The sequence below is a fragment of the Sphingomonas pollutisoli genome, assembly GCF_029167165.1.
Taxonomy (GTDB): domain Bacteria; phylum Pseudomonadota; class Alphaproteobacteria; order Sphingomonadales; family Sphingomonadaceae; genus Sphingomonas; species Sphingomonas pollutisoli.
Map to the genome: position 1 here is coordinate 454573 of NZ_JARFNJ010000002.1, position 18172 is coordinate 472744.

At 67.2% G+C, this 18172-nt stretch carries 21 protein-coding genes; 11 read left to right on the top strand and 10 right to left on the bottom strand.

Annotated elements, in window-relative coordinates:
- Positions 1–2: 2 nt before the first annotated feature.
- From PX554_RS05515 to PX554_RS05535, 5 genes are all read left to right on the top strand, one after another.
- A complete protein-coding gene (locus PX554_RS05515; RefSeq protein WP_093221281.1) occupies positions 3–140 on the top strand; it encodes an aa3-type cytochrome c oxidase subunit IV in 138 nt (45 codons plus the stop codon).
- A complete protein-coding gene (locus PX554_RS05520) occupies positions 137–1258 on the top strand; it encodes an NAD(P) transhydrogenase subunit alpha (protein WP_275499642.1) in 1122 nt (373 codons plus the stop codon). The genes PX554_RS05515 and PX554_RS05520 overlap by 4 nt, the downstream gene beginning before the upstream one ends.
- A 147-nt stretch (positions 1259–1405) precedes the next feature.
- Positions 1406–1717 carry an NAD(P) transhydrogenase subunit alpha part 2 gene (locus PX554_RS05525; RefSeq protein ID WP_093221285.1) on the top strand — a complete coding sequence of 104 codons (312 nt, stop codon included), beginning with the start codon at positions 1406–1408 and terminating at the stop codon, positions 1715–1717.
- A 107-nt stretch (positions 1718–1824) separates the two neighbouring features.
- A complete protein-coding gene (locus PX554_RS05530) occupies positions 1825–3330 on the top strand; it encodes an NAD(P)(+) transhydrogenase (Re/Si-specific) subunit beta (RefSeq protein ID WP_275499645.1) in 1506 nt (501 codons plus the stop codon).
- Positions 3331–3588: 258 nt separating this feature from the next.
- Positions 3589–4536 (top strand): MarR family winged helix-turn-helix transcriptional regulator, encoded by a 948-nt coding sequence (locus PX554_RS05535; RefSeq protein WP_275499646.1) that lies wholly within the window; start codon positions 3589–3591, stop codon positions 4534–4536.
- A gap of 22 nt (positions 4537–4558) precedes the next feature.
- On the opposite strand, the gene PX554_RS05540 is transcribed toward PX554_RS05535, so the two are convergent.
- The 3 genes from PX554_RS05540 to PX554_RS05550 all read right to left on the bottom strand — a co-directional run bounded on the left by PX554_RS05540 (position 4559) and on the right by PX554_RS05550 (position 8219).
- Entirely contained in the window at positions 4559–5443 is an 885-nt protein-coding gene (locus tag PX554_RS05540) for a metallophosphoesterase (protein ID WP_093221290.1), read from the bottom strand.
- Between the two features lie 73 nt (positions 5444–5516).
- Positions 5517–7151: a Na+/H+ antiporter gene (locus tag PX554_RS05545; RefSeq protein ID WP_275499649.1), complete on the bottom strand. Its 1635-nt coding sequence runs from the start codon at positions 7149–7151 to the stop codon at positions 5517–5519.
- A 114-nt stretch (positions 7152–7265) separates the two neighbouring features.
- Positions 7266–8219 (bottom strand): DUF808 domain-containing protein, encoded by a 954-nt coding sequence (locus PX554_RS05550; RefSeq protein WP_275499651.1) that lies wholly within the window; start codon positions 8217–8219, stop codon positions 7266–7268.
- 270 nt (positions 8220–8489) lie between these two features.
- Here PX554_RS05550 and PX554_RS05555 point away from each other — a divergent pair, with 270 nt between their 5' ends.
- Positions 8490–9743 carry an NRAMP family divalent metal transporter gene (locus PX554_RS05555; protein ID WP_275499653.1) on the top strand — a complete coding sequence of 418 codons (1254 nt, stop codon included), beginning with the start codon at positions 8490–8492 and terminating at the stop codon, positions 9741–9743.
- Positions 9744–9762: 19 nt separating this feature from the next.
- Here PX554_RS05555 and PX554_RS05560 read toward each other — a convergent pair whose 3' ends face one another.
- On the bottom strand, positions 9763–10593 hold the full coding sequence (locus tag PX554_RS05560; protein WP_275499655.1) for a universal stress protein: 831 nt from the start codon (positions 10591–10593) through the stop codon (positions 9763–9765).
- A gap of 244 nt (positions 10594–10837) precedes the next feature.
- Positions 10838–11266, bottom strand: a complete 429-nt coding sequence (locus tag PX554_RS05565; protein ID WP_093221297.1) for an organic hydroperoxide resistance protein — start codon at positions 11264–11266, stop codon at positions 10838–10840.
- Between the two features lie 110 nt (positions 11267–11376).
- On the opposite strand from PX554_RS05565, the gene PX554_RS05570 reads away from it, so the two are divergent.
- The 5 genes from PX554_RS05570 (at position 11377) to rpsI (ending at position 14749) form a co-directional block, all read left to right on the top strand.
- Positions 11377–11862, top strand: a complete 486-nt coding sequence (locus PX554_RS05570; protein ID WP_093221299.1) for a MarR family winged helix-turn-helix transcriptional regulator — start codon at positions 11377–11379, stop codon at positions 11860–11862.
- Positions 11863–11916: 54 nt separating this feature from the next.
- Positions 11917–12453, top strand: coding sequence for an AAA family ATPase (locus tag PX554_RS05575; RefSeq protein WP_093221306.1), 537 nt, complete (start codon positions 11917–11919; stop codon positions 12451–12453).
- 94 nt (positions 12454–12547) lie between these two features.
- Positions 12548–13582, top strand: coding sequence for a COX15/CtaA family protein (locus tag PX554_RS05580; RefSeq protein WP_093221309.1), 1035 nt, complete (start codon positions 12548–12550; stop codon positions 13580–13582).
- A gap of 139 nt (positions 13583–13721) precedes the next feature.
- Entirely contained in the window at positions 13722–14201 is a 480-nt protein-coding gene (rplM, locus tag PX554_RS05585) for a 50S ribosomal protein L13 (protein WP_093221312.1), read from the top strand.
- Positions 14201–14749 (top strand): 30S ribosomal protein S9, encoded by a 549-nt coding sequence (gene rpsI / locus PX554_RS05590; protein ID WP_093221317.1) that lies wholly within the window; start codon positions 14201–14203, stop codon positions 14747–14749. Before rplM ends, rpsI begins: the two co-directional genes overlap by 1 nt.
- A 285-nt stretch (positions 14750–15034) precedes the next feature.
- Here rpsI and PX554_RS05595 read toward each other — a convergent pair whose 3' ends face one another.
- The 5 genes from PX554_RS05595 to PX554_RS05615 all read right to left on the bottom strand — a co-directional run bounded on the left by PX554_RS05595 (position 15035) and on the right by PX554_RS05615 (position 18144).
- The gene (locus tag PX554_RS05595; RefSeq protein WP_093221320.1) at positions 15035–15847 is read right to left on the bottom strand and encodes a pyrroline-5-carboxylate reductase family protein; all 813 of its coding nucleotides are present in this window, start codon (positions 15845–15847) and stop codon (positions 15035–15037) included.
- A 1-nt stretch (position 15848) separates the two neighbouring features.
- On the bottom strand, positions 15849–16349 hold the full coding sequence (locus PX554_RS05600; RefSeq protein ID WP_093221322.1) for a type III secretion system chaperone family protein: 501 nt from the start codon (positions 16347–16349) through the stop codon (positions 15849–15851).
- 108 nt (positions 16350–16457) lie between these two features.
- Positions 16458–16724, bottom strand: a complete 267-nt coding sequence (locus PX554_RS05605) for an accessory factor UbiK family protein (RefSeq protein WP_093221324.1) — start codon at positions 16722–16724, stop codon at positions 16458–16460.
- Positions 16725–16748: 24 nt separating this feature from the next.
- Positions 16749–17306: a TspO/MBR family protein gene (locus PX554_RS05610; RefSeq protein WP_275499662.1), complete on the bottom strand. Its 558-nt coding sequence runs from the start codon at positions 17304–17306 to the stop codon at positions 16749–16751.
- A gap of 88 nt (positions 17307–17394) precedes the next feature.
- On the bottom strand, positions 17395–18144 hold the full coding sequence (locus tag PX554_RS05615; protein WP_275499663.1) for a TlyA family RNA methyltransferase: 750 nt from the start codon (positions 18142–18144) through the stop codon (positions 17395–17397).
- Positions 18145–18172: the final 28 nt, after the last annotated feature.

The window sequence follows — 18172 nt, forward strand, 5'->3', positions numbered from 1 at the left end:
GCATGGCCGAAGACGGCGACATCAAGGTCCATGAAGCGACCTATCACAAGGTGATCGGCCTGCTGAAATATGGTGCGGCGGCGTGCTTCCTGCTCGCCTTCGTCATCGTCTATTTCGCGCTCGCCCCCGCCAGCAAGTGAAGATCGCGGTCCTCAAGGAAAGCGCGTCGGGTGAGCGCCGCGTCGCGGCGACGCCGGAAACTGTCAAGAAATTCATCGGCCTGGGCGCCGAGATCGCGGTGGAGGCCGGCGCCGGCCTGACCGCCGCGATCGCCGATGCCGATTATGCCGCCGCCGGCGCGCAGGTCGCGGACCGCGCCGGCGCGCTCGCCGGCGCGGGCATCGTGCTCGGCGTGCAGGGTCCGGAGCCGGCGTCGCTCGCCGGAGTCGCGCCGGGCGCATGGGTCGTCGCCAGCCTCAACCCGTTCGGGGAGCGCGCGCGAGTCGATGGCTATGCGGCGGCGGGGCTGGAGGCACTGGCGATGGAGTTCATGCCGCGCATCACCCGCGCGCAATCGATGGACATCCTCTCGTCGCAATCGAACCTCGCCGGCTATAAGGCGGTGCTCGATGCCGCGAGCGAATATGGCCGCGCCTTCCCGATGATGATGACCGCGGCCGGCACCGTCTCCGCCGCGCGCGTGTTCGTGATGGGCGTCGGCGTCGCGGGGCTGCAGGCGATCGCCACCGCGCGGCGGCTCGGCGCGCAGGTCTCGGCGACCGACGTGCGCTCGGCGACCAAGGAGCAGATCCTGTCGCTCGGCGCCAAGCCGATCTTCGTCGAAAATGTCGCGGGCATTGAGGGCGAAGGCGCCGGCGGCTACGCAGGCGAGATGAGCGACGCCTACAAGGCCGCGCAAGCCGAACTGGTCTCGGCGCACATCGCCAAGCAGGACATCGTCATCACCACAGCGCTGATCCCCGGCCGCCCCGCCCCCCGACTGATCTCGGCCGCGCAGGTGGCGAGCATGAAGCCCGGCAGCGTGATCGTCGATCTCGCGGTCGAACAAGGCGGCAACGTCGAGGGCGCGGTGGCGGGTGAGATCATCGAAATTGGCGGCGTGAAGATCGTCGGCCACAAGAACGTGCCGAGCCGGCTGGCGGCGGATGCCAGCGCGCTGTTCAGCCGCAACCTGTTCAACTTCCTGAGCGCGTTCTGGGACAAGGCGGCGGGCGCGCCAGTGCTCGATGCCGAGATCGGCGATGCGATCCGCCTGACCAAGGGCGGTGAGGTCGTGAATCAAAGGCTTCTCGCGTGAGCCTCGCTGGTGCGGGGGTGGCCAGTCGTGATTTATACTACGCTGCGGTGCGCGCCTGGCCGTGTCAGATTCCACGGTCATGCACGGTCGCCGCGATTTCGACTTTGACACGAACAAGCTTCCGGAACTTCGAGAGGATGGCCTGACATGGACTTCATCGCGATCCTGTCGATTTTCGTCATGGCGTGCTTCGTCGGCTATTATGTGGTCTGGTCGGTCACGCCCGCGCTGCACACGCCGCTGATGGCGGTCACCAACGCGATCTCCTCGGTCATTATCGTCGGCGCGCTGATCGCGGCGGCGGCGGCCGGAATCGGCGCCGGCGGCGCGGTGTCGAAATGGCTGGGGCTGCTCGCGGTGGTGCTGGCGAGCGTCAACATCTTCGGCGGCTTCGCGGTCACCGCGCGCATGCTCGCGATGTACAAGAAGAAGGAGCGGCCGGTTCCGGCTAAGCACTAATCAGCCCGTCACCCCAGCGAAAGCGGGGGTCTCGCGGGGCTCCTGTCCCGCGCGAGCAACGGGAGACCCCAGCTTTCGCTGGGGTGACGACAAGGGGTGGAAATATCGTGGAACACGCAAGCGTAAATCCCTGGGCGGCCTTCGCCTATCTCGTCGCGGGCGTGTGCTTCATCCTCGCGTTGCGCGGGCTATCCTCCCCCGCCACCTCGCAGCGCGGCAACCGCATGGGCATCATCGGCATGACCATCGCGGTGGTGACGACGCTGCTGACCCACGTTCCGAGACTGGCGATGTACGTCCACGCCGACATCCCCGATGGGACGCTTGGCGCAGCGCTGTTCGTTCCCGATTATCTCACCATCGTCGAAATCCTCGCCGCCATCGCGATCGGCGCCGCGATCGGCCTCACCACCGCGCGGCGCATCGCGATGACCGACATGCCGCAGCTCGTTGCCGCGTTCCACTCGCTGGTCGGGCTGGCGGCGGTGCTGGTCGCGGCGGCGGCGTTCCTCAATCCGCAGGCGTTCGGCATCGCCGACATGGTGATCCCGCTGATCGGCAAGCCGTTCTTCGCGATCTATCCGCAGAGCCGTATCGAAATGGGCCTCGGCATCGCGATCGGCGCGATCACCTTTTCGGGTTCGGTGATCGCCTTCCTCAAATTGAACGGCAACATGGGCGGCGCGCCGATCCTGCTGCCGGCGCGTCACATCATCAACCTCACCGTGCTCGCCGCGATCCTCGGACTCGTCGCTTATTTCACGCAGGACCAGAGCGCGTGGGTGTTCTGGACGATCACCATCCTGTCGTTCGCGATCGGCTTCCTGCTCATCATCCCGATCGGCGGCGCGGACATGCCGGTGGTGGTGTCGATGCTCAACAGCTATTCGGGCTGGGCGGCGGCGGCGATGGGCTTCACGCTCCACAACACCGCGATGATCATCACCGGCGCGCTGGTCGGCTCGTCGGGCGCGATCCTCAGCTACATCATGTGCAAGGCGATGAACCGCAGCTTCATCAGCGTGATCGCGGGGGGCTTCGGCGCGACCGCGGCGGCGAGCGACGGCGCCGCCAAGGTCGACCGGCCGTGGAAGCGGGGCAGCGCCGAAGACGCCGCCTTCCTGATGAGCCAGGCCGAGCAGGTCATCATCGTGCCGGGCTACGGCATGGCGGTCGCGCAGGCGCAGCACGCGCTGCGTGAAATGGCCGACAAGCTGAAGGCGCATGGCGTGCGCGTCAAATATGCGATCCACCCGGTCGCTGGGCGCATGCCCGGCCATATGAACGTGCTGCTCGCCGAGGCCAACGTGCCCTATGACGAGGTGTTCGAGCTCGAGGACATCAACGGCGAGTTCGCGCAGACCGACGTCGCGTTCGTGATCGGCGCCAACGACGTCACCAACCCCGCCGCCAAGACCGACAAGAGCTCGCCGATCTACGGCATGCCCATACTCGATGTAGAAAATGCCAAGACGGTACTATTCGTGAAGCGTTCGATGGGCGGTGTCGGCTATGCCGGAGTGGACAATGATGTCTTCTATCGAGACAACACGATGATGCTGCTCGCCGACGCCAAGAAGATGGTCGAGGAGATCGTCAAAGCGCTCGATTGAGCGGCCGCATCTCGGGAGCGACGTCATCCTCTTTGGTATAGACCTTTCGCTGTGCCGCATTCGCACAAACACGTATTGATATCTTTTGAAACTGTGCCATACGTCAACTCCGTTTCGGCGGCGCTAAGCGCATGTTTTCGCCGAATCTTGTCGCGTCAACGATATGGAACCCGCAGTTGAGTTCATTCTGGACATGATCCACCTGCCTCCATTTTGGTGAAAAGCATTACCTTGCGGGAGCGAAGTCAGGGGGCTGGCATGAACGGAACCGATGCTTGGGAAACCACACGATCGCCGGCGAAAACCATCGCTGCACTGGTGATCGCCGATCACGAGGCGCCAGACGCCGCCGCCGCGATCGGCGCGGCGCCCGCGCGCCTGGTCGCGCGCGTCGATTGGGCCGCGGCGCCGACGCGGCTTGAAGCGCAAGGGCCGGTCCATCTGATCGCGGCCGATTGCGAAGGCACCGACGATGGCGCGCTGGCGGAGGCGTTGCCGCGTATCAATCAATTCGCGCGCGACAATGACGCACGGCTCGTCGCGACGCTCGCGTCCACTCAGGTCGATCTCGTCGCGGCCAACCTGTTCGGCCCGAACGTCGAGCTGTTGTGCGCGCCGTCGCTCGCCGAACGCGTCGCGGCCTATGCGCCGTCGCTGTCGCAGTCGCACCCGGACCGGCTGTTCGACAGCGCCCGCGAGGTCGAGACGACCCGGTTGCGCCGGCTCAATGAGGAGATCGCCCGCATCGCCGAGACGCTGGCGCGGCTCAGCCGGGTCGAGGGCACCGATTCGCCGCGGGATCGCGTGGCGGATCGCGGCGGCAGCTACACCGCGCAGCCGCCGTCGGACGAGCCGCCCCCGATCTCCCCGCGCGAGGTGCGCGGCGCGATCCGCGCACGGCGTTTACGCGATCAATATTTCACCGTCGGGCTGTTCGAAGACCCGGCGTGGGACATTCTGCTCGATCTGTTCGCCGCCGAACTCGAACGCGTTCAGGTCTCTGTGTCGAGCCTGTGCATCGCCACCGCCGTCGCGCCGACCACGGCGCTACGCTGGATCGCCAAGATGACCGAAGCGGGGCTGCTGACCCGCGTGCCCGATCCGTTCGACCGCCGCCGCGCCTTCATGGAACTCGCGCCCAGCGCGAGCGAGGCGATGCGCGGCTATCTCGGCGGGCTCAAGCGCGCCGGGCTGGCGATCCTGTAGCGCGGGTATCGCGCCCGGCGTGTCACCGCAGCGGCAACGTCATGTCCTGCTGCCGGCCCACGCCGTGAAGGATCACCCGATCGGGGAAGAAGTCGAGCCGCGCATAGGCGGTCTCCGGTGTGTCGAGCATCGCCTTGAGGTTGACATAGTGGATGCCGGCACGCTCGCCGTAATTGCCGTCGTGGTTGTGTCCATCGAGCCAGATCTTGGCGGAAGGATGCCGCTCCAGCAGCGCGCGCACCTCGGCGGCGTTCCAGAGGTTGTGCGGGTTCTCGGGCCACACCGGGAAGTGGCACAGCAACATCGCCTTGAGTCCGGCACGGTCGGCGCGGGTCAGTTCGGCGTCGATCCAGTGCATCTGTACGTCGCCGATGCCGCCGTCCCATTCCGGCTTGTCGGCGTAGCGCGCGGCGTGGAGTTCGCGGCTGGCACGATCCTCCGCGCTGCCCGCCGGCCAGCCGAACGTACTGCGATCGGTGCCGTCGGTGACGAGGAACAGCCAGCCGTCGTGCGTGAAGCTGTAATAGCGCCCCGGCATCCCGAGCTTGGCCGCCACCATCGGCTTGTGCGCGTCGTCGATCGCGAATTCATGATTGCCGAGCGCGAAGCGCCACGGGTGCCGGAGCTTCGCCGCGACCGGCAACAGCGTGTCGTAGCTCGCCCAGTCGCGGTCGATGAAATCGCCGAGATGAACGACGAAGGCGAGCTTGCGCCGGTTGAAGTCGGCGACCGCTGCGGCGAGCTTGCCCGGCGCGGTATGGTACAGGCGTTGGCCGCTATCCGGCGCGGGGCCATATTGCGCATCCGCGATCGCGCCGATGCTGAACAGCGGCCGCTCGCGCGCCGAAGACGCGCCCAACGCGGCGCTCAGAAGCGCCAGTCCCGCCAGCCTGTACCGCAACCGCATTTTCGTCCCCGCCCTTTCGAGCGCGAGCCCTAGATGCGGTTTCTTGCAGCGATAAGTCAGCGCTGCGGGTCCGCTATTTGTAGCGCACCTCGAGCAGATCCAGCTCGCGCATCAGCTTGCTCGCGAGTTCGCTGCCGATGCGGCGCTCGCGGGCGATGCGGACGATCTGCTCGCGTTCGGCCTGAACCGCCGCCAAGCGGAGATCGCGCTCGATCCGCTCGCTCGCGCGCGCTTCGTGTTTGGCGTCGCCGTCACCGGCGCGGCTTTCGATTCGCTCGCGATAGCCGTCCATGATCCGCGCGCCGACGGCGGCATATACGTCGGCATCGTCCCGTCCCTGCGCCAGCGCGTGCTGGAGGCGCTCGACCGCCTTGATCGCCGCCTCGGCGGCGGCGATCCGTGCCATGTCCTCTTCGGCCTGTTGCGATGGCTCGGGTGGCATCGTCAGCCCACGCAACAACAGCGGCAGGCCGACGCTTGCCATGACCAGCGAGCTCAGGATCACCCCCGTCGCGAGGAAGACGGCGAGCTCGCGGCCAGGAAACGGCGTCCCGTCGCCCATCGTCAGGGGCAGCGTGAGCACGCCCGCGAGCGTGATCGCGCCGCGCACGCCCGCGAACGACATCGCCGCGACCAGGCGCCAGGGCGGGGTCGACCCCATCTTGCCGCCCGGCGCGCGCCGAAGCAGCGTGATGCGGAGCGACACCCACACCCAGGCGAACCGCAGCGCGGCGAGCCCCGCCATGATCGCCCCGACGTACAGCGCGAGCCACCACGGGCTCGTACGGCCGGTCAGTTCGACGGTGCGATCGAGCCCCGACAGTATCTCGGGCAGTTGTTCGCCGAGCAGCACGAAGATGATGCCGTTCGCCGCGAACTGGATCGTGTCCCATACCGAGTTGCGCCGCATCCGCGTGACGGCGAGCGCCTGACGGGAAATCTCGGCGTAGCTCATCGTCACGCCCGCCGCCACCGCCGCGAGGATGCCGGAGGCGTGGACGTGTTCGGCGATCAGATAGGCGCCGAACGGGATCAGCACGCTGATCAGGATCTGCGATCCCGTCTCCTCGCCGAAGCGGCGCGACACCCAAGCCTTCGCCCACGTCACGACAAGCGTTAGCGTGACCCCGGCGAAGATCCCCGCCCCCGCCATCCAGAGGAAGCTCAATGCCGCGCCGGTCGCGGAGAAGCTGCCGGTCAGCGCCGCGGCGATCGCGAAGCGCAGGCACACCAGCCCGGACGCGTCGTTGAACAGCGATTCGCCTTCCAGAATGTGCATCATCCGCTTCGGGATCGGCACGCGCGCGGCGATCGCGGAGACCGCGATCGGGTCGGTCGGCGACACGACGGCCGCCAGCGCGAACGCCACCGCCAGCGGCATCGCCGGGATCATCCAGTGGATCAGGAATCCCATCCCCACCACCGTCAGCAGGACCAGACCCAGTGCCAGTTCGACGACGGTCGGCAGATCCTTGAACAGCGCATCCTTGGGAATGCGCCAGCCATCGAGAAACAGGAGCGGCGGCAGGAAGAGCAACATGAACAGATCCGGGTCGAGCGAGACACGCAAGTGCGCGGCCAGACCGACGACGAACCCGAGCGCGATCTGCACCAGCGGCGTCGGCAACGCGACCGGCAACATCCGCGAAATGGCGCCGCTGACGACGACCGCCAGCAGCAGGATCAACACGATAGAGATAGTTTCCAAGCCTGCGCTCCCAGCATGGCCTTCCGCCGCCGCCCGGCGTCTAGCATGTCTTTCGGCCCGAAACCGAAAAGGATGTCCCGCCCGCCGCGAAGCGGGCGCGCGTCGCGCCGGACATCACTGACCCGCGCGGTGACTCCGGCGGCGCAGCGCGGCGATCAGGTGCAGCCCCGCGACGACGACGCCCCCCGCCACCAGCCCGACGATGCCGGAGAACACCGCGCCGGCGACCCACGACGCCGCGCCGCCGATCACGGGGAGGCCGGCGCCGGCGGCGCTGAACGCGTGCGCGACGTGCGCGGGGCCGCTGAACCCGAACGGCTCCAGCCCGTGAACGAGGATGCCGCCGCCGACCCAGATCATCGCGGCGGTGCCGATGATCGCGAGCGCGCGCATCACGATCGGCATGCCCGTCACCAGCGCGCGGCCGATCGCCCGAACCGGCGCCGCGTCGCGCCTGGCGAGATGCAGGCCGATGTCGTCCATCTTCACGATCAGCCCGACCGCGCCGTAAACCCCGGCGGTGATCGCCAGGCTGACCAGCACGAGCACGATCGCCTGCGTCACGATCGAGGCGGCAGCCACGTCGGCGAGCGCGATCGCCATGATCTCGGCGGACAGGATCAGATCGGTGCGGACCGCGCCGGATACCGTTTCCTTCTCGACCGTGGCAGCATCGGCGGCCTTCGCCGCGACCGCTTCCTCGCCGTGGTGGCCGGAGATCACCTCGAACACCTTCTCGGCGCCTTCGAAGCACAGATAGCATCCGCCCAGCATCAGCAGCGGCGTGATCAGCCACGGCGCGAACGCGCTCATCAGCAGCGCGGCGGGCAGCAGGATCAGCAGCTTGTTGCGGACCGACCCCAAGGCGATCCGGCCGATGATCGGCAGTTCGCGGTCGGGCGTGACGCCGGTGACATAGCGGGGCGTGACGGCCGCATCGTCGAGGATCACGCCCATCGCCTTGCTGCCGGCCTTGCCCGTCGCCGCCGCGACATCGTCGAGCGAGGCGGCGGCGAGCTTGGTGATCGCCGCGACGTCGTCGAGCAGCGCTACGAGTCCTGACGGCATGATCGTGCTTCCCCGTGTGTCATTGTCATCGCCCTAGGCGAACGACCGTGGCCCGTCGAATATCCGTGCGCTGAATATCACCACCCACTATCAAGAAGGCGGTTCAGACGGGGTGCGCCCAATGAGTGTCAGGTTGCGAAGACGTGCGGCGACCTCGCATGAGCGGCCGGCGCGGCAACCGGCGACGCGCGCCTTCGGCAAACGCGCGCGCGGCGCCGCCTGACCATGCTGCCGTTTCGGAGACCCTGGGCGAAGGCGGGGCGGCGCCGAGTGCCGATTCGCCCCGTCGCGCTGCTGCGGGAACTCGGGCCCGGTCTTGTGACGGGCGCGGCCGACGACGATCCCAGTGGGATCGCCACCTATTCGCAGGCGGGCGCGCAATGCGGCTTCACCCTGCTCTGGACGCTGGTGCTGACCTATCCGCTGATGAGCGCGATCCAGCTCGTCAGCGCGCATATCGGCCGGGTGACCGGGCGGGGGCTGGCCGGCAACATGCGCCAGGTGCTCCCGCTGTGGACGGTCGACATCCTCGTCGCGCTGCTGTTCGTCGCCAACACGATTAACGTCGGCGCGGACATCGCCGCGATGGGCGAGGCCGGCGAGCTGGTGACCGGCATCAGCGGCCACGCGACGACGATCCTGTTCGCCGTCGTTTCGCTGCTGCTGCAACTGTTCGTGCCCTATCATCGCTACGCCCACATCCTGAAATGGCTCACGCTGGCGCTGTTGAGCTATGTGGCGCTACTGTTCGTGCTCCACCTCGATTGGGGCGCGGTGGCGACCGGGCTGGTGCTGCCCCGCGTCACCAGCAAGGACGCGGTGGTGACGATCGTCGCGGTGTTCGGCACCACGATCAGCCCGTATCTGTTCTTCTGGCAAAGCGCGCAGGAGGTGGAGGAGATCGCGCAGCACCCGGATGCACATCCGCTGGTGACCTCGCCCGAGGAGGCGCCTGCCGAGATGCGGCGGATGCGCTTCGACACGCTCGCGGGCATGGCCGTTTCGAACATCGTCGCGATCGCGATCATGATCGGCACCGCGGCCACGCTGCATGCCAGCGGCGTCACCTCGATCACGACCGCCGCCGACGCCGCGCGCGCTTTGTCGCCGATCGCGGGGCGGTTCGCGTTCCTGCTGTTCAGCCTCGGCATCATCGGTACCGGCTTGCTGGCCGTGCCGGTGCTCGCCGGATCTGCGGCCTATGCGGTCGGCGATTTGCGCGGCTGGCCGTCCAGCCTCGAACGCAAGCCCCGCGAGGCTATCGGCTTCTACTCGATCATCACGGCGGCGACGGTGCTGGGCATCGTCATCGACTGGTCGCCGATCGACCCCACCCGCGCGCTGTTCTGGAGCGCGGTGATCAATGGTGTCGTCGCCGTGCCGCTGATGGCGGCGATGATGATCGTGGTCTCGCGTCGGGCGATCATGGGGGCGTTCCGGGCGGCACCCTCGCTGCTCGCGACCGGCTGGGCGGCGACGATCGTCATGGCCGCCGCGGCGCTCGCGATGGTGCTCGTGCAATGAAACGGGCGCTCGCGCGCGATCAGCGGTCCATCAGCACCGGCACGGGCGCGTTCAGCAGCACCGTCCGGGTGACCCCGCCCAGGATCGCCTCGGTCGTGCGGCTCTGCCCGTAGGCGCCCAGCACCAGCAGATCCGCGTCGAAGGTCCGGCAGCTCTCCAGGATCTGCTGGGCGGTGTGGCCACGCGGATGATGCCGCGCGTCAATGGTTATGCCGTGCCGGGCGAGCCGCGCGGCGAGCGCGTCGATATGGCCCTGCGCCTCGCTCTCGGTGGGGTCTCCTACCACCACCACCTGCACGGCCGCCGCCCGCGCGAGCAGCGGCAGGGCCGCGTCGAGCGCGCGCTTCGCCTCGCGCGATCCGTTCCAGGCGAGCAGGATGCGATCGAAGGAGACCGGGAGATCAATGGCCTCGGGAACCAGCAGACAAGGCGTGCCGCCGTCCGACAGGAAGCTCTCGACCAACCGCAAGCTCGCATGATCGTCTCCCGCCGGTCGCGGCAGGACCACCAGATCGACCAGCCTCGCCCGGAGCGGCCCGGTGTCAACCGCCGCGCCGCTGTCGATGCGCGCCCAATCGCCCGACGCGCCCGCTTCGGTGAGGGTCGCGCGGAAGCCGGTCTCCACCGGCACCACCGACTCGTCGCGTTGGCGGTCGAGATGGTCGGAAACCGCGCGCATCGGCCGGTCGCCGATCGCGAAGCATTCCGCGATCGTCGGATCGGGTGCAGCGTAGACGCAAAGGCCACGGACGAAGGCGTTGAAGGCATTGGCCAGCCAGCCGGTAACCGCCAGCACCGATGCATTGTCATGCCCCTGGCGTTCGACGACGAGGATCTCCCTGAGCGTCATCGCCCGCCCCTGCGCCGTGTTCCGATCGCCATGCCGCGAGGGCCGAAGATCAGCGTTTCACCTTGCGATATGCCGGACAGCGTCATGGTCCCCTCGTCAACCTGCCGGGCTGGATTAGCCGCGCATCGACGTGCGGGCATTCCGCAATTCTACGCAGGCGCGGTGACGCCGGTCGCCTCGCCGACTTCCCAGTTCACGTCTGGCGCGCTCGGGCACGCCACTGCGAGCGTGCCCGACGCGGGCCTCACGCGAGAGTCAGCACGACGTCGATATTGCCGCGCGTCGCGTGGCTGTACGGGCAGATCTGGTCGGCCTCGGCGATGAGCGCCTCCGCCGCGGCACGGTCGACGCCCGGAAGCGTGACGGTGATGCCGACGGCCAATCCGAAACCCTTGTCCTCACGCGGGCCGATCCCGACCGTTGCGGTCACGCTGGCGTCTGCCGGAACGCGCGGCAACGCCTTATCCTGGGACGCGGCGAACTTCATCGCGCCGAGGAAACATGCGCTGTACCCGGCCGCGAACAACTGCTCGGGGTTGTTGCCGTTGCCGTCTCCACCGAGCGCCTTGGGCGTGGCCAGCTTGACGTCCAGCCCACCGTCGCTGGTGATCGCGCGTCCGTCCCGGCCGCCGGTCGCGGTCGCCTGTGCTTCGTAAGCCGCCTTGATCGTCATGATGCATCTCCGTTTAGCGTTACACGATTTAATCGCGTGCGAATTATATAGGGACATCCAGCCGCTGCGCAAGCATTGCGATTAAATCGTGCGCGATATATATTCGGGCCATGACCGAGCGCACCTCCCCAGCACGACAACCCGGCACCGCCGCAGGGCCGAATTTGGATGAGTTCCTGTGCTTCGCCGTCTATTCGACGGGCCTGGCGTTCAACCGCGTGTACAAGCCGCTGCTCGATCCGCTGGGGCTGACCTATCCGCAATATCTGGCGATGGTCGCGCTGTGGCAGGAGGACAATCAGATGGTCTCGCAACTGGGCGAGAAGCTGTTCCTCGAATCCAATACGCTCACGCCGCTGATAAAGCGGCTGGAAGCCGCCGGATTCGTCACCCGGCGACGCGACACGAAAGACGAACGGGTGGTGCGCGTGTCGCTCACGCCGGCCGGCCGCGCGCTTGCCGAAGCAGCCGCGTGCCTGCCCGAACAGGTTCTCAAGGCGACCGGCATCACCCCTGCCCAACTGGAGACGATGCGGACGACGCTGACCGCCTTGCGCACCAACCTGAGGTCCGCCGACACGACGACCGATATCTGAAGGGCGGCACGCCTTTCCGAAAGCCGATACCGCGCCGAACCACGCAACGAGAGCATGGCCGACCATCTTCACATCATCACGGGCGGTCCCGGTTCGGGCAAGACGACCCTGATCCACGCTCTCGCCGCCGGCGGCATCCGCCACATGCCGGAGGCCGGCAGGGCGATCATCCAGGATCAGGTGGATATCGGCGGCACCGCGCTGCCCTGGAACGATCGGGAGGCGTTCGCGGCATTGATGCTGGCGTGGGAGATGCGGTCTCACCGTGAGGCGGTGAACGCGCCCGGCCCGATCGTGTTCGATCGCGGCATCCCCGACGTGATCGGCTATCTGCGGCTGTGCGGGTTGCCGGTGCCGGCCGCAACGCTGCGCGCGGCGGAACTGCGGCGGTATGCGCGCCGCGTGTTCATCGCGCCACCTTGGCCAGCCATCTTCGCGCAGGACGCGGAGCGCAGACAAACGCTGGCGGAGGCCGAGACCACGTATCATGCGATGATCGCTACCTATTCGGGCATGGGATACGAACTCGTCACGCTTCCGCTGGCGTCGATCGACGAACGGGCGCAATTCGTGCGCGAGCGGATCGGCTAGCGCGCCGCACGCGGCGATCGTCGCGAACGCCGCGGGTAGGCCCGCGCCAATTTGTCCGATCGACGGCGCCGCGCTCCCCCGCTACGCATGGGCGATGCTAAAGCCGCTCTCAGGCCGGCCGGCCGTTCCGCTCGCGATGATCCGCTGGCTCTATGTCGTCGCCGCGATGATCGTGCTGATCGTCGTCGTCGGCGGCGTCACCCGCCTCACCGAATCGGGGCTGTCGATCACGCAATGGAAGCCGATCACCGGCGTGATTCCGCCGCTCACCCAAAGCCAATGGCAGGCCGAATTCGCCAACTATCGCCGCATTCCGCAATATGAGGCGATCCATCACGGCATGACGCTGGCGGGCTTCAAGGGGATTTTCTTCTGGGAGTATCTCCACCGGCTGCTCGGCCGGCTGATCGGGACGGTTTTCGCCGTTCCGCTGGTGTGGTTCGCGATCCGTCGGCAGATTCCGCGCGGCTATGGCTGGCGGCTCGTCGCGCTGCTCGCGCTCGGCGGGCTGCAGGGCGCGCTCGGCTGGGTGATGGTACGTTCGGGCCTGTCGGATCGGACCGAGGTCGCGCCGTTGTGGCTGGCCGCGCATCTGCTCACCGCGCTGTTCACGCTCGCCGGGCTGGTATGGACCGCGCTCGATTTGCGCGCGCTCGCCGCCAACCCCTATGCGAAACCGGCGCGGCTTACCGCGCTGGGCGCGTTGGCGGGCGCGGTGCTGGCGGTGCAATTGCTCTACGGCGCGTTGATGGCGGGGCTGCGCGCCGGCCTCGTCACCAACCAATGGCCGTTGATGAACGGGCGGTTCTTCCCGCACGAGGTACTCGGCACGCGCCCGTTCGGCACGCTGCTGCTCGATGATCCGTCGCTGGTCCATTTCATCCATCGCTGGTGGGCGTGGGTAACGGTCGCCGCGTTGATCGTGCTCGCGCGCGCGGCCAAGCGCGCGCGGCATCGCGCGGCTTCCGTGGCGATCCACAGCGCGTTCGGCGTACAGATCCTGCTCGGCATCGCGACGGTGATGACCGGCGTGGATATCACCCTGGCGGCGCTGCACCAGTTGGTCGGCGCGCTGCTGGTGATCGCCACCACCTGGGGCGTGCATGCGATCGGGCGCCGCCGGGGCTGAAACGCGTCGGGTATCATGATACCCGTCAGCAAACCCGCGTTTTGCTTGACTTGCACGCGCTTCTCCAACATTAGCCCATCACCGAGCGCCGTCCATCCGTGGGCGGCGCCTTTCGTTTCGAACAAGAGGTCACAGCCCCATGAAGGCGCTCATGAAGACCACCAAGGCGGTCAAGCCGCACGAGGTGGAGAAGAAATGGCATATCGTCGACGCCGACGGTCTGGTCGTCGGCCGCATGGCCTCGATCGTCGCCAACGTCCTGCGCGGCAAGCACAAGCCGAGCTTCACCCCGCACGTCGATTGTGGTGACAATGTCATCATCATCAACGCCGACAAGGTGCGGTTCACGGGCAACAAGCTCAAGGACAAGGTTTATTACAAGCACACCGGTTATGCCGGCGGCATCAAGGGGATCACCGCGGGCAAGGTGCTCGAAGGTCGCTTCCCGGAGCGCGTGTTGGAAAAGGCCATCGAGCGCATGATCCCGCGCGGCCCGCTCGGCCGCGCCCAGATGCGCAACCTTCGCATCTTTGCCGGCACCGAGCACCCGCACGCCGCGCAGAACCCCGAAGTCCTCGATATCGCGGGCATGAACCGCAAGAACAAGGTGGGCGTGTAATGACCGACAATCGCCAGTCCCTTTCCGATCTCGGCGCCGTGCTCAACCAGCAGGGCGAAGCCGCGCAGGCCGCCGCCGAAGTCAAGGCCGAAGCCTATCTCTCGGGCCAGATCGACGAGCCGGTCCACCGCGCGCCGCTGCGCGAGCAGGATCTCGACAAGTTCGGCCGCGCCTATGCGACCGGCCGCCGCAAGGACGCCGTCGCCCGCGTGTGGCTCAAGCCCGGCACCGGCAAGATCACCATCAACGGCCGCGATCAGGAAGTGTATTTCGCACGTCCGACGCTGCGCCTCGTCATCAACCAGGTGTTCGGCATCACCGAGCGCGTCGGTCAGTATGACGTGGTCTGCACCGTCAAGGGTGGGGGGCTTTCGGGCCAGGCCGGCGCGGTGAAGCATGGCATCAGCCAGGCGATCACCAAGTACGAGCCGATCCTGCGCGCGCCGGTCAAGGCCGCCGGCTTCCTGACCCGCGACAGCCGCGCCGTCGAGCGCAAAAAGTACGGCCGTGCGAAGGCACGCCGCAGCTTCCAGTTCTCGAAGCGCTAAGCGTTCCCCGTCTCGAAGTCGCGAAAGGGCGGTCCGGCAACGGGCCGCCTTTTTTCGTTCCGAGTATATTGGGAGCGGATGACTTACCTCACCCGTTCCTGCTGAGTAGCGATTGAGTGGGGCCGACGGCCCGTATCGAAAGCGCGTATCGACGCGCGGTGATCGCGCGTGGCCTGTCCTTCGATACACCACCTCGATACGCCCTTCGGGCTACTCGGCAGTTACTCAGGACGAACGGACCGCCAAAAATCGCGGGTTCTGGATGCAATGAACGTTAGCCGCGCGTTATCGCGCCGCTGCGGCCAACTCGGCGTTGCGGCGCGCGGAAGCCGCCAGCGTTTCGCGCAGCAGTGTTTTGAGCGCGGCGTCGACATCGAGCACGTTGAGACCCTCCCGAGTCGAGCCGCCGGGACTCGCGACGCGATCGGCCAGCGTCGCCGGACTTTCGGTGGCAGACGCGACCATGATCCCAGAGCCTTCGAGCGTCGCGCGTGCGAGCCGGTCAGCCTGATCGGCGGGAAGACCGAGCGCGGCGCCCGCCTCCGCCAGCGCCTCCGCGAAGCGGAACACGAACCCTGGCCCGCAGCCCGACAATGCCGTCACCGCGTCGAACAACGCCTCTTCGGCGATCCACTCGACCAGCCCGAGCGGCCGCATCAGCGCTTCGCTGGCGACCTGCGCCTCGCCGTCGTCTCCGGCACCGTGGAGCGCCACCACGCCCTTGCCGATCAGCACCGGCAGATTGGGCATCGCGCGCACGATCGCTCCGGCGCCGGGGAAGCGCGCGGCCAGCGACGCTTCCTCGACACCGGCGAGGATCGACACCAGCAGACGCGGCGCGAGCCCCGGCACGGCGGCCACGAACGCATCGAGCTGTTGCGGCTTAATCGCGAGGACGAGCGTGTCCGGCGTGTAGTCCATCGGCAGCGCGGCGAGATGTCTCACGCCGGCGGGAAGCCGAGGCGCACCCGGATCCAGCACGGTGATATTCTCGGGCACCACGCCGGCATCGATCCAGCGATCCAGCATCGCGCCACCCATGTTGCCCGCGCCGACCAGCAGGATACGGCCGGGCAATCCGGCGGCGGAAAGGCTCATCTCAGGCTTCGCCCTGCGTCTCGGTCATCGCGGCGGCGAGCGCTTCCCTGGGGCTCTTGCCGCCCCACAGCACGAACTGGAACACCGGATAGAAGCGCTCGCATTCGTCGATCGCCGATTCGACCAGCAGTTCCGCAGCCGCGAGCGACAGGGTGCCGCCATCGCCGTCGATCATCGCGGCATGCCGATAGAGCAGGATGTTGCTCGCCGACCAGATTTCGAAATGGCCGACCCAGAGCTGTTCGTTGATGAGTCCCACCGTCTCGTACAGCGCGCTGCGGCGATCGTCGGTGACGCGGATGTCGGGAAAGGCGAGGAATTGGATGACGCTGTCCTCGTCGCGCCACAGGGCACGCAATTCGTACTGCGTCCAGCTTCCCTTGACCTTGGCGATGACCTCGTCATCCTGGCGCTCGTGCTCCCAGCCATGCGCGGAGAAGTAACTTTCCAGCATATCGATGGGGGCGGCGTCGTCGCGTTCGTAATCGGCTTCGTCGAGCATATCGTCAGCCCTTACGCTTTAGGCGGTACATGCTCAAGCGTGGCGGAGCCGCGAAACGCCGACAAGCCCGTGAGAACGGGCCCGCCGACAAAAGCTGTGGATAAGATGTCAAGCTTCGCTCGAGACCCCCGCGCCGAGCTTGGCTTCGAGCGCGGCGATGCGCGCGCGCAACGCATCCGCATCGTCACGCGCGGCGGCCGCCATCGCCTTGACCGCGTCGAACTCATCGCGGCTGACGAAGTCCAGCCCGCCGATCCATTCCTTCGCACGCGCCTTCGCGCTCGCTTCGGCTTCACGGCCGACGCCGGCGATCGTACCCGCCGCGCTGTTCATCAGCTTAACGAGATCGTCGAAGATTTTGTTGTCGGCCTGCATGATGAAAACACTTCCTTGGCTGGATTACAGAGAGATGACTTGGGTACTCGCCGACGCGGGCGCAATGGTTTCGGCGTTCGGATTGAGCCGATCGATCTGAAACAGCAGCGCCCCCGCGAACGTTATCCACGCCAGATAGGGCACCATCAGCCACGCCGCCAGCCTGCGCACGTGCCCGAACAGCAGCGTGGTCGCCAGCGCCAGCACGAACATCGCGACGATGATGGCCAGTGCCCAGCCGATCAGATGCATGCCGAAGAACACCGGCGACCAGATCAGGTTGACGAGCAGTTGCACCGCGAACAGTGCGATCGCCGGCGCGCGCAGCCGCGATCCGCGCGCATGGATCACCATCGCCAGCGCCAGCCCCATCAGGATGTACAGCGTCGTCCACGCCACCGGGAACACCCAGTCGGGCGGGTTCGCGGCCGGCTTCGCGAGCATCGCATACCAGCGGTTCTGCGACCCCGCCGGCGCGATCCGCGCGGAGGTGAACCCCAACAGCAGGATCAGCGGCACCGTGACGATCGCCCAGCGCAGGAACGCCAGCCTCAACTGCTGCCTAGACGCGATCTCGCTCAATCGTCGATCCTTTACGCCCTGCGGGTGAGTGGGTCGTGTATCATTGCAGGTACGAAACACAATTGCCGCCGCGCGGCGGAGTTCCGCGTCAGTCGGCGTCGTTCTCAGGCAGATGCCCCGTTATGAGAAACTCGACATTGCCCTCCGGTCCCGTGATCGGGCTTTCGACCAGCCCGTCGATGCGCCATCCCTTGTGCGTCAGCCATTCGGAAACCTCCGCGCACACGCGGGCATGGACGGCGACGTCGCGCACCACCCCGCCCTTGCCCACCTCGCCCCGGCCAGCCTCGAACTGCGGCTTGATGAGCGCGACCAGCCGCGCCCCCGCCCGCGCGAAGCCGAGCGGCACGTCGAGCACCTTGGCGAGACCGATAAAGCTCGCGTCGCACACGATCAGGTCGATGGGCTCGGGAATGTGTGTCGGCGTCAGGATGCGTGCGCTGGTCTTTTCATGGACGATGACGCGCTCGTCCTCGCGCAGCTTCCACGCGAGCTGATTGGTGCCACTGTCGACCGCATAGACGCGCGCCGCGCCATTGGTCAGCAAGACATCGGTGAAGCCGCCGGTCGAGGAGCCGACGTCGATCGCCACCGCACCGCGCACATCGAGTCCGAAATGGGCCAGCGCGTGCGCCAGCTTGATGCCGCCGCGCGAGACCCACGGATGATCGCGCCCGCGCACGTCGAGCGCCACATCGTCGGCGACCGCCTGCCCCGGCTTGTCGATCTTGCGCGTACCGGCGAACACGAGCCCCGCCATGATGAGCGCCTGCGCGCGCGCGCGACTCTCGGCGAGTCCCCGATCGACGAGGAGTTGGTCGGCACGCAGCTTGGGCATTCCACCTCCTAACAGCGGCGCTTCACCG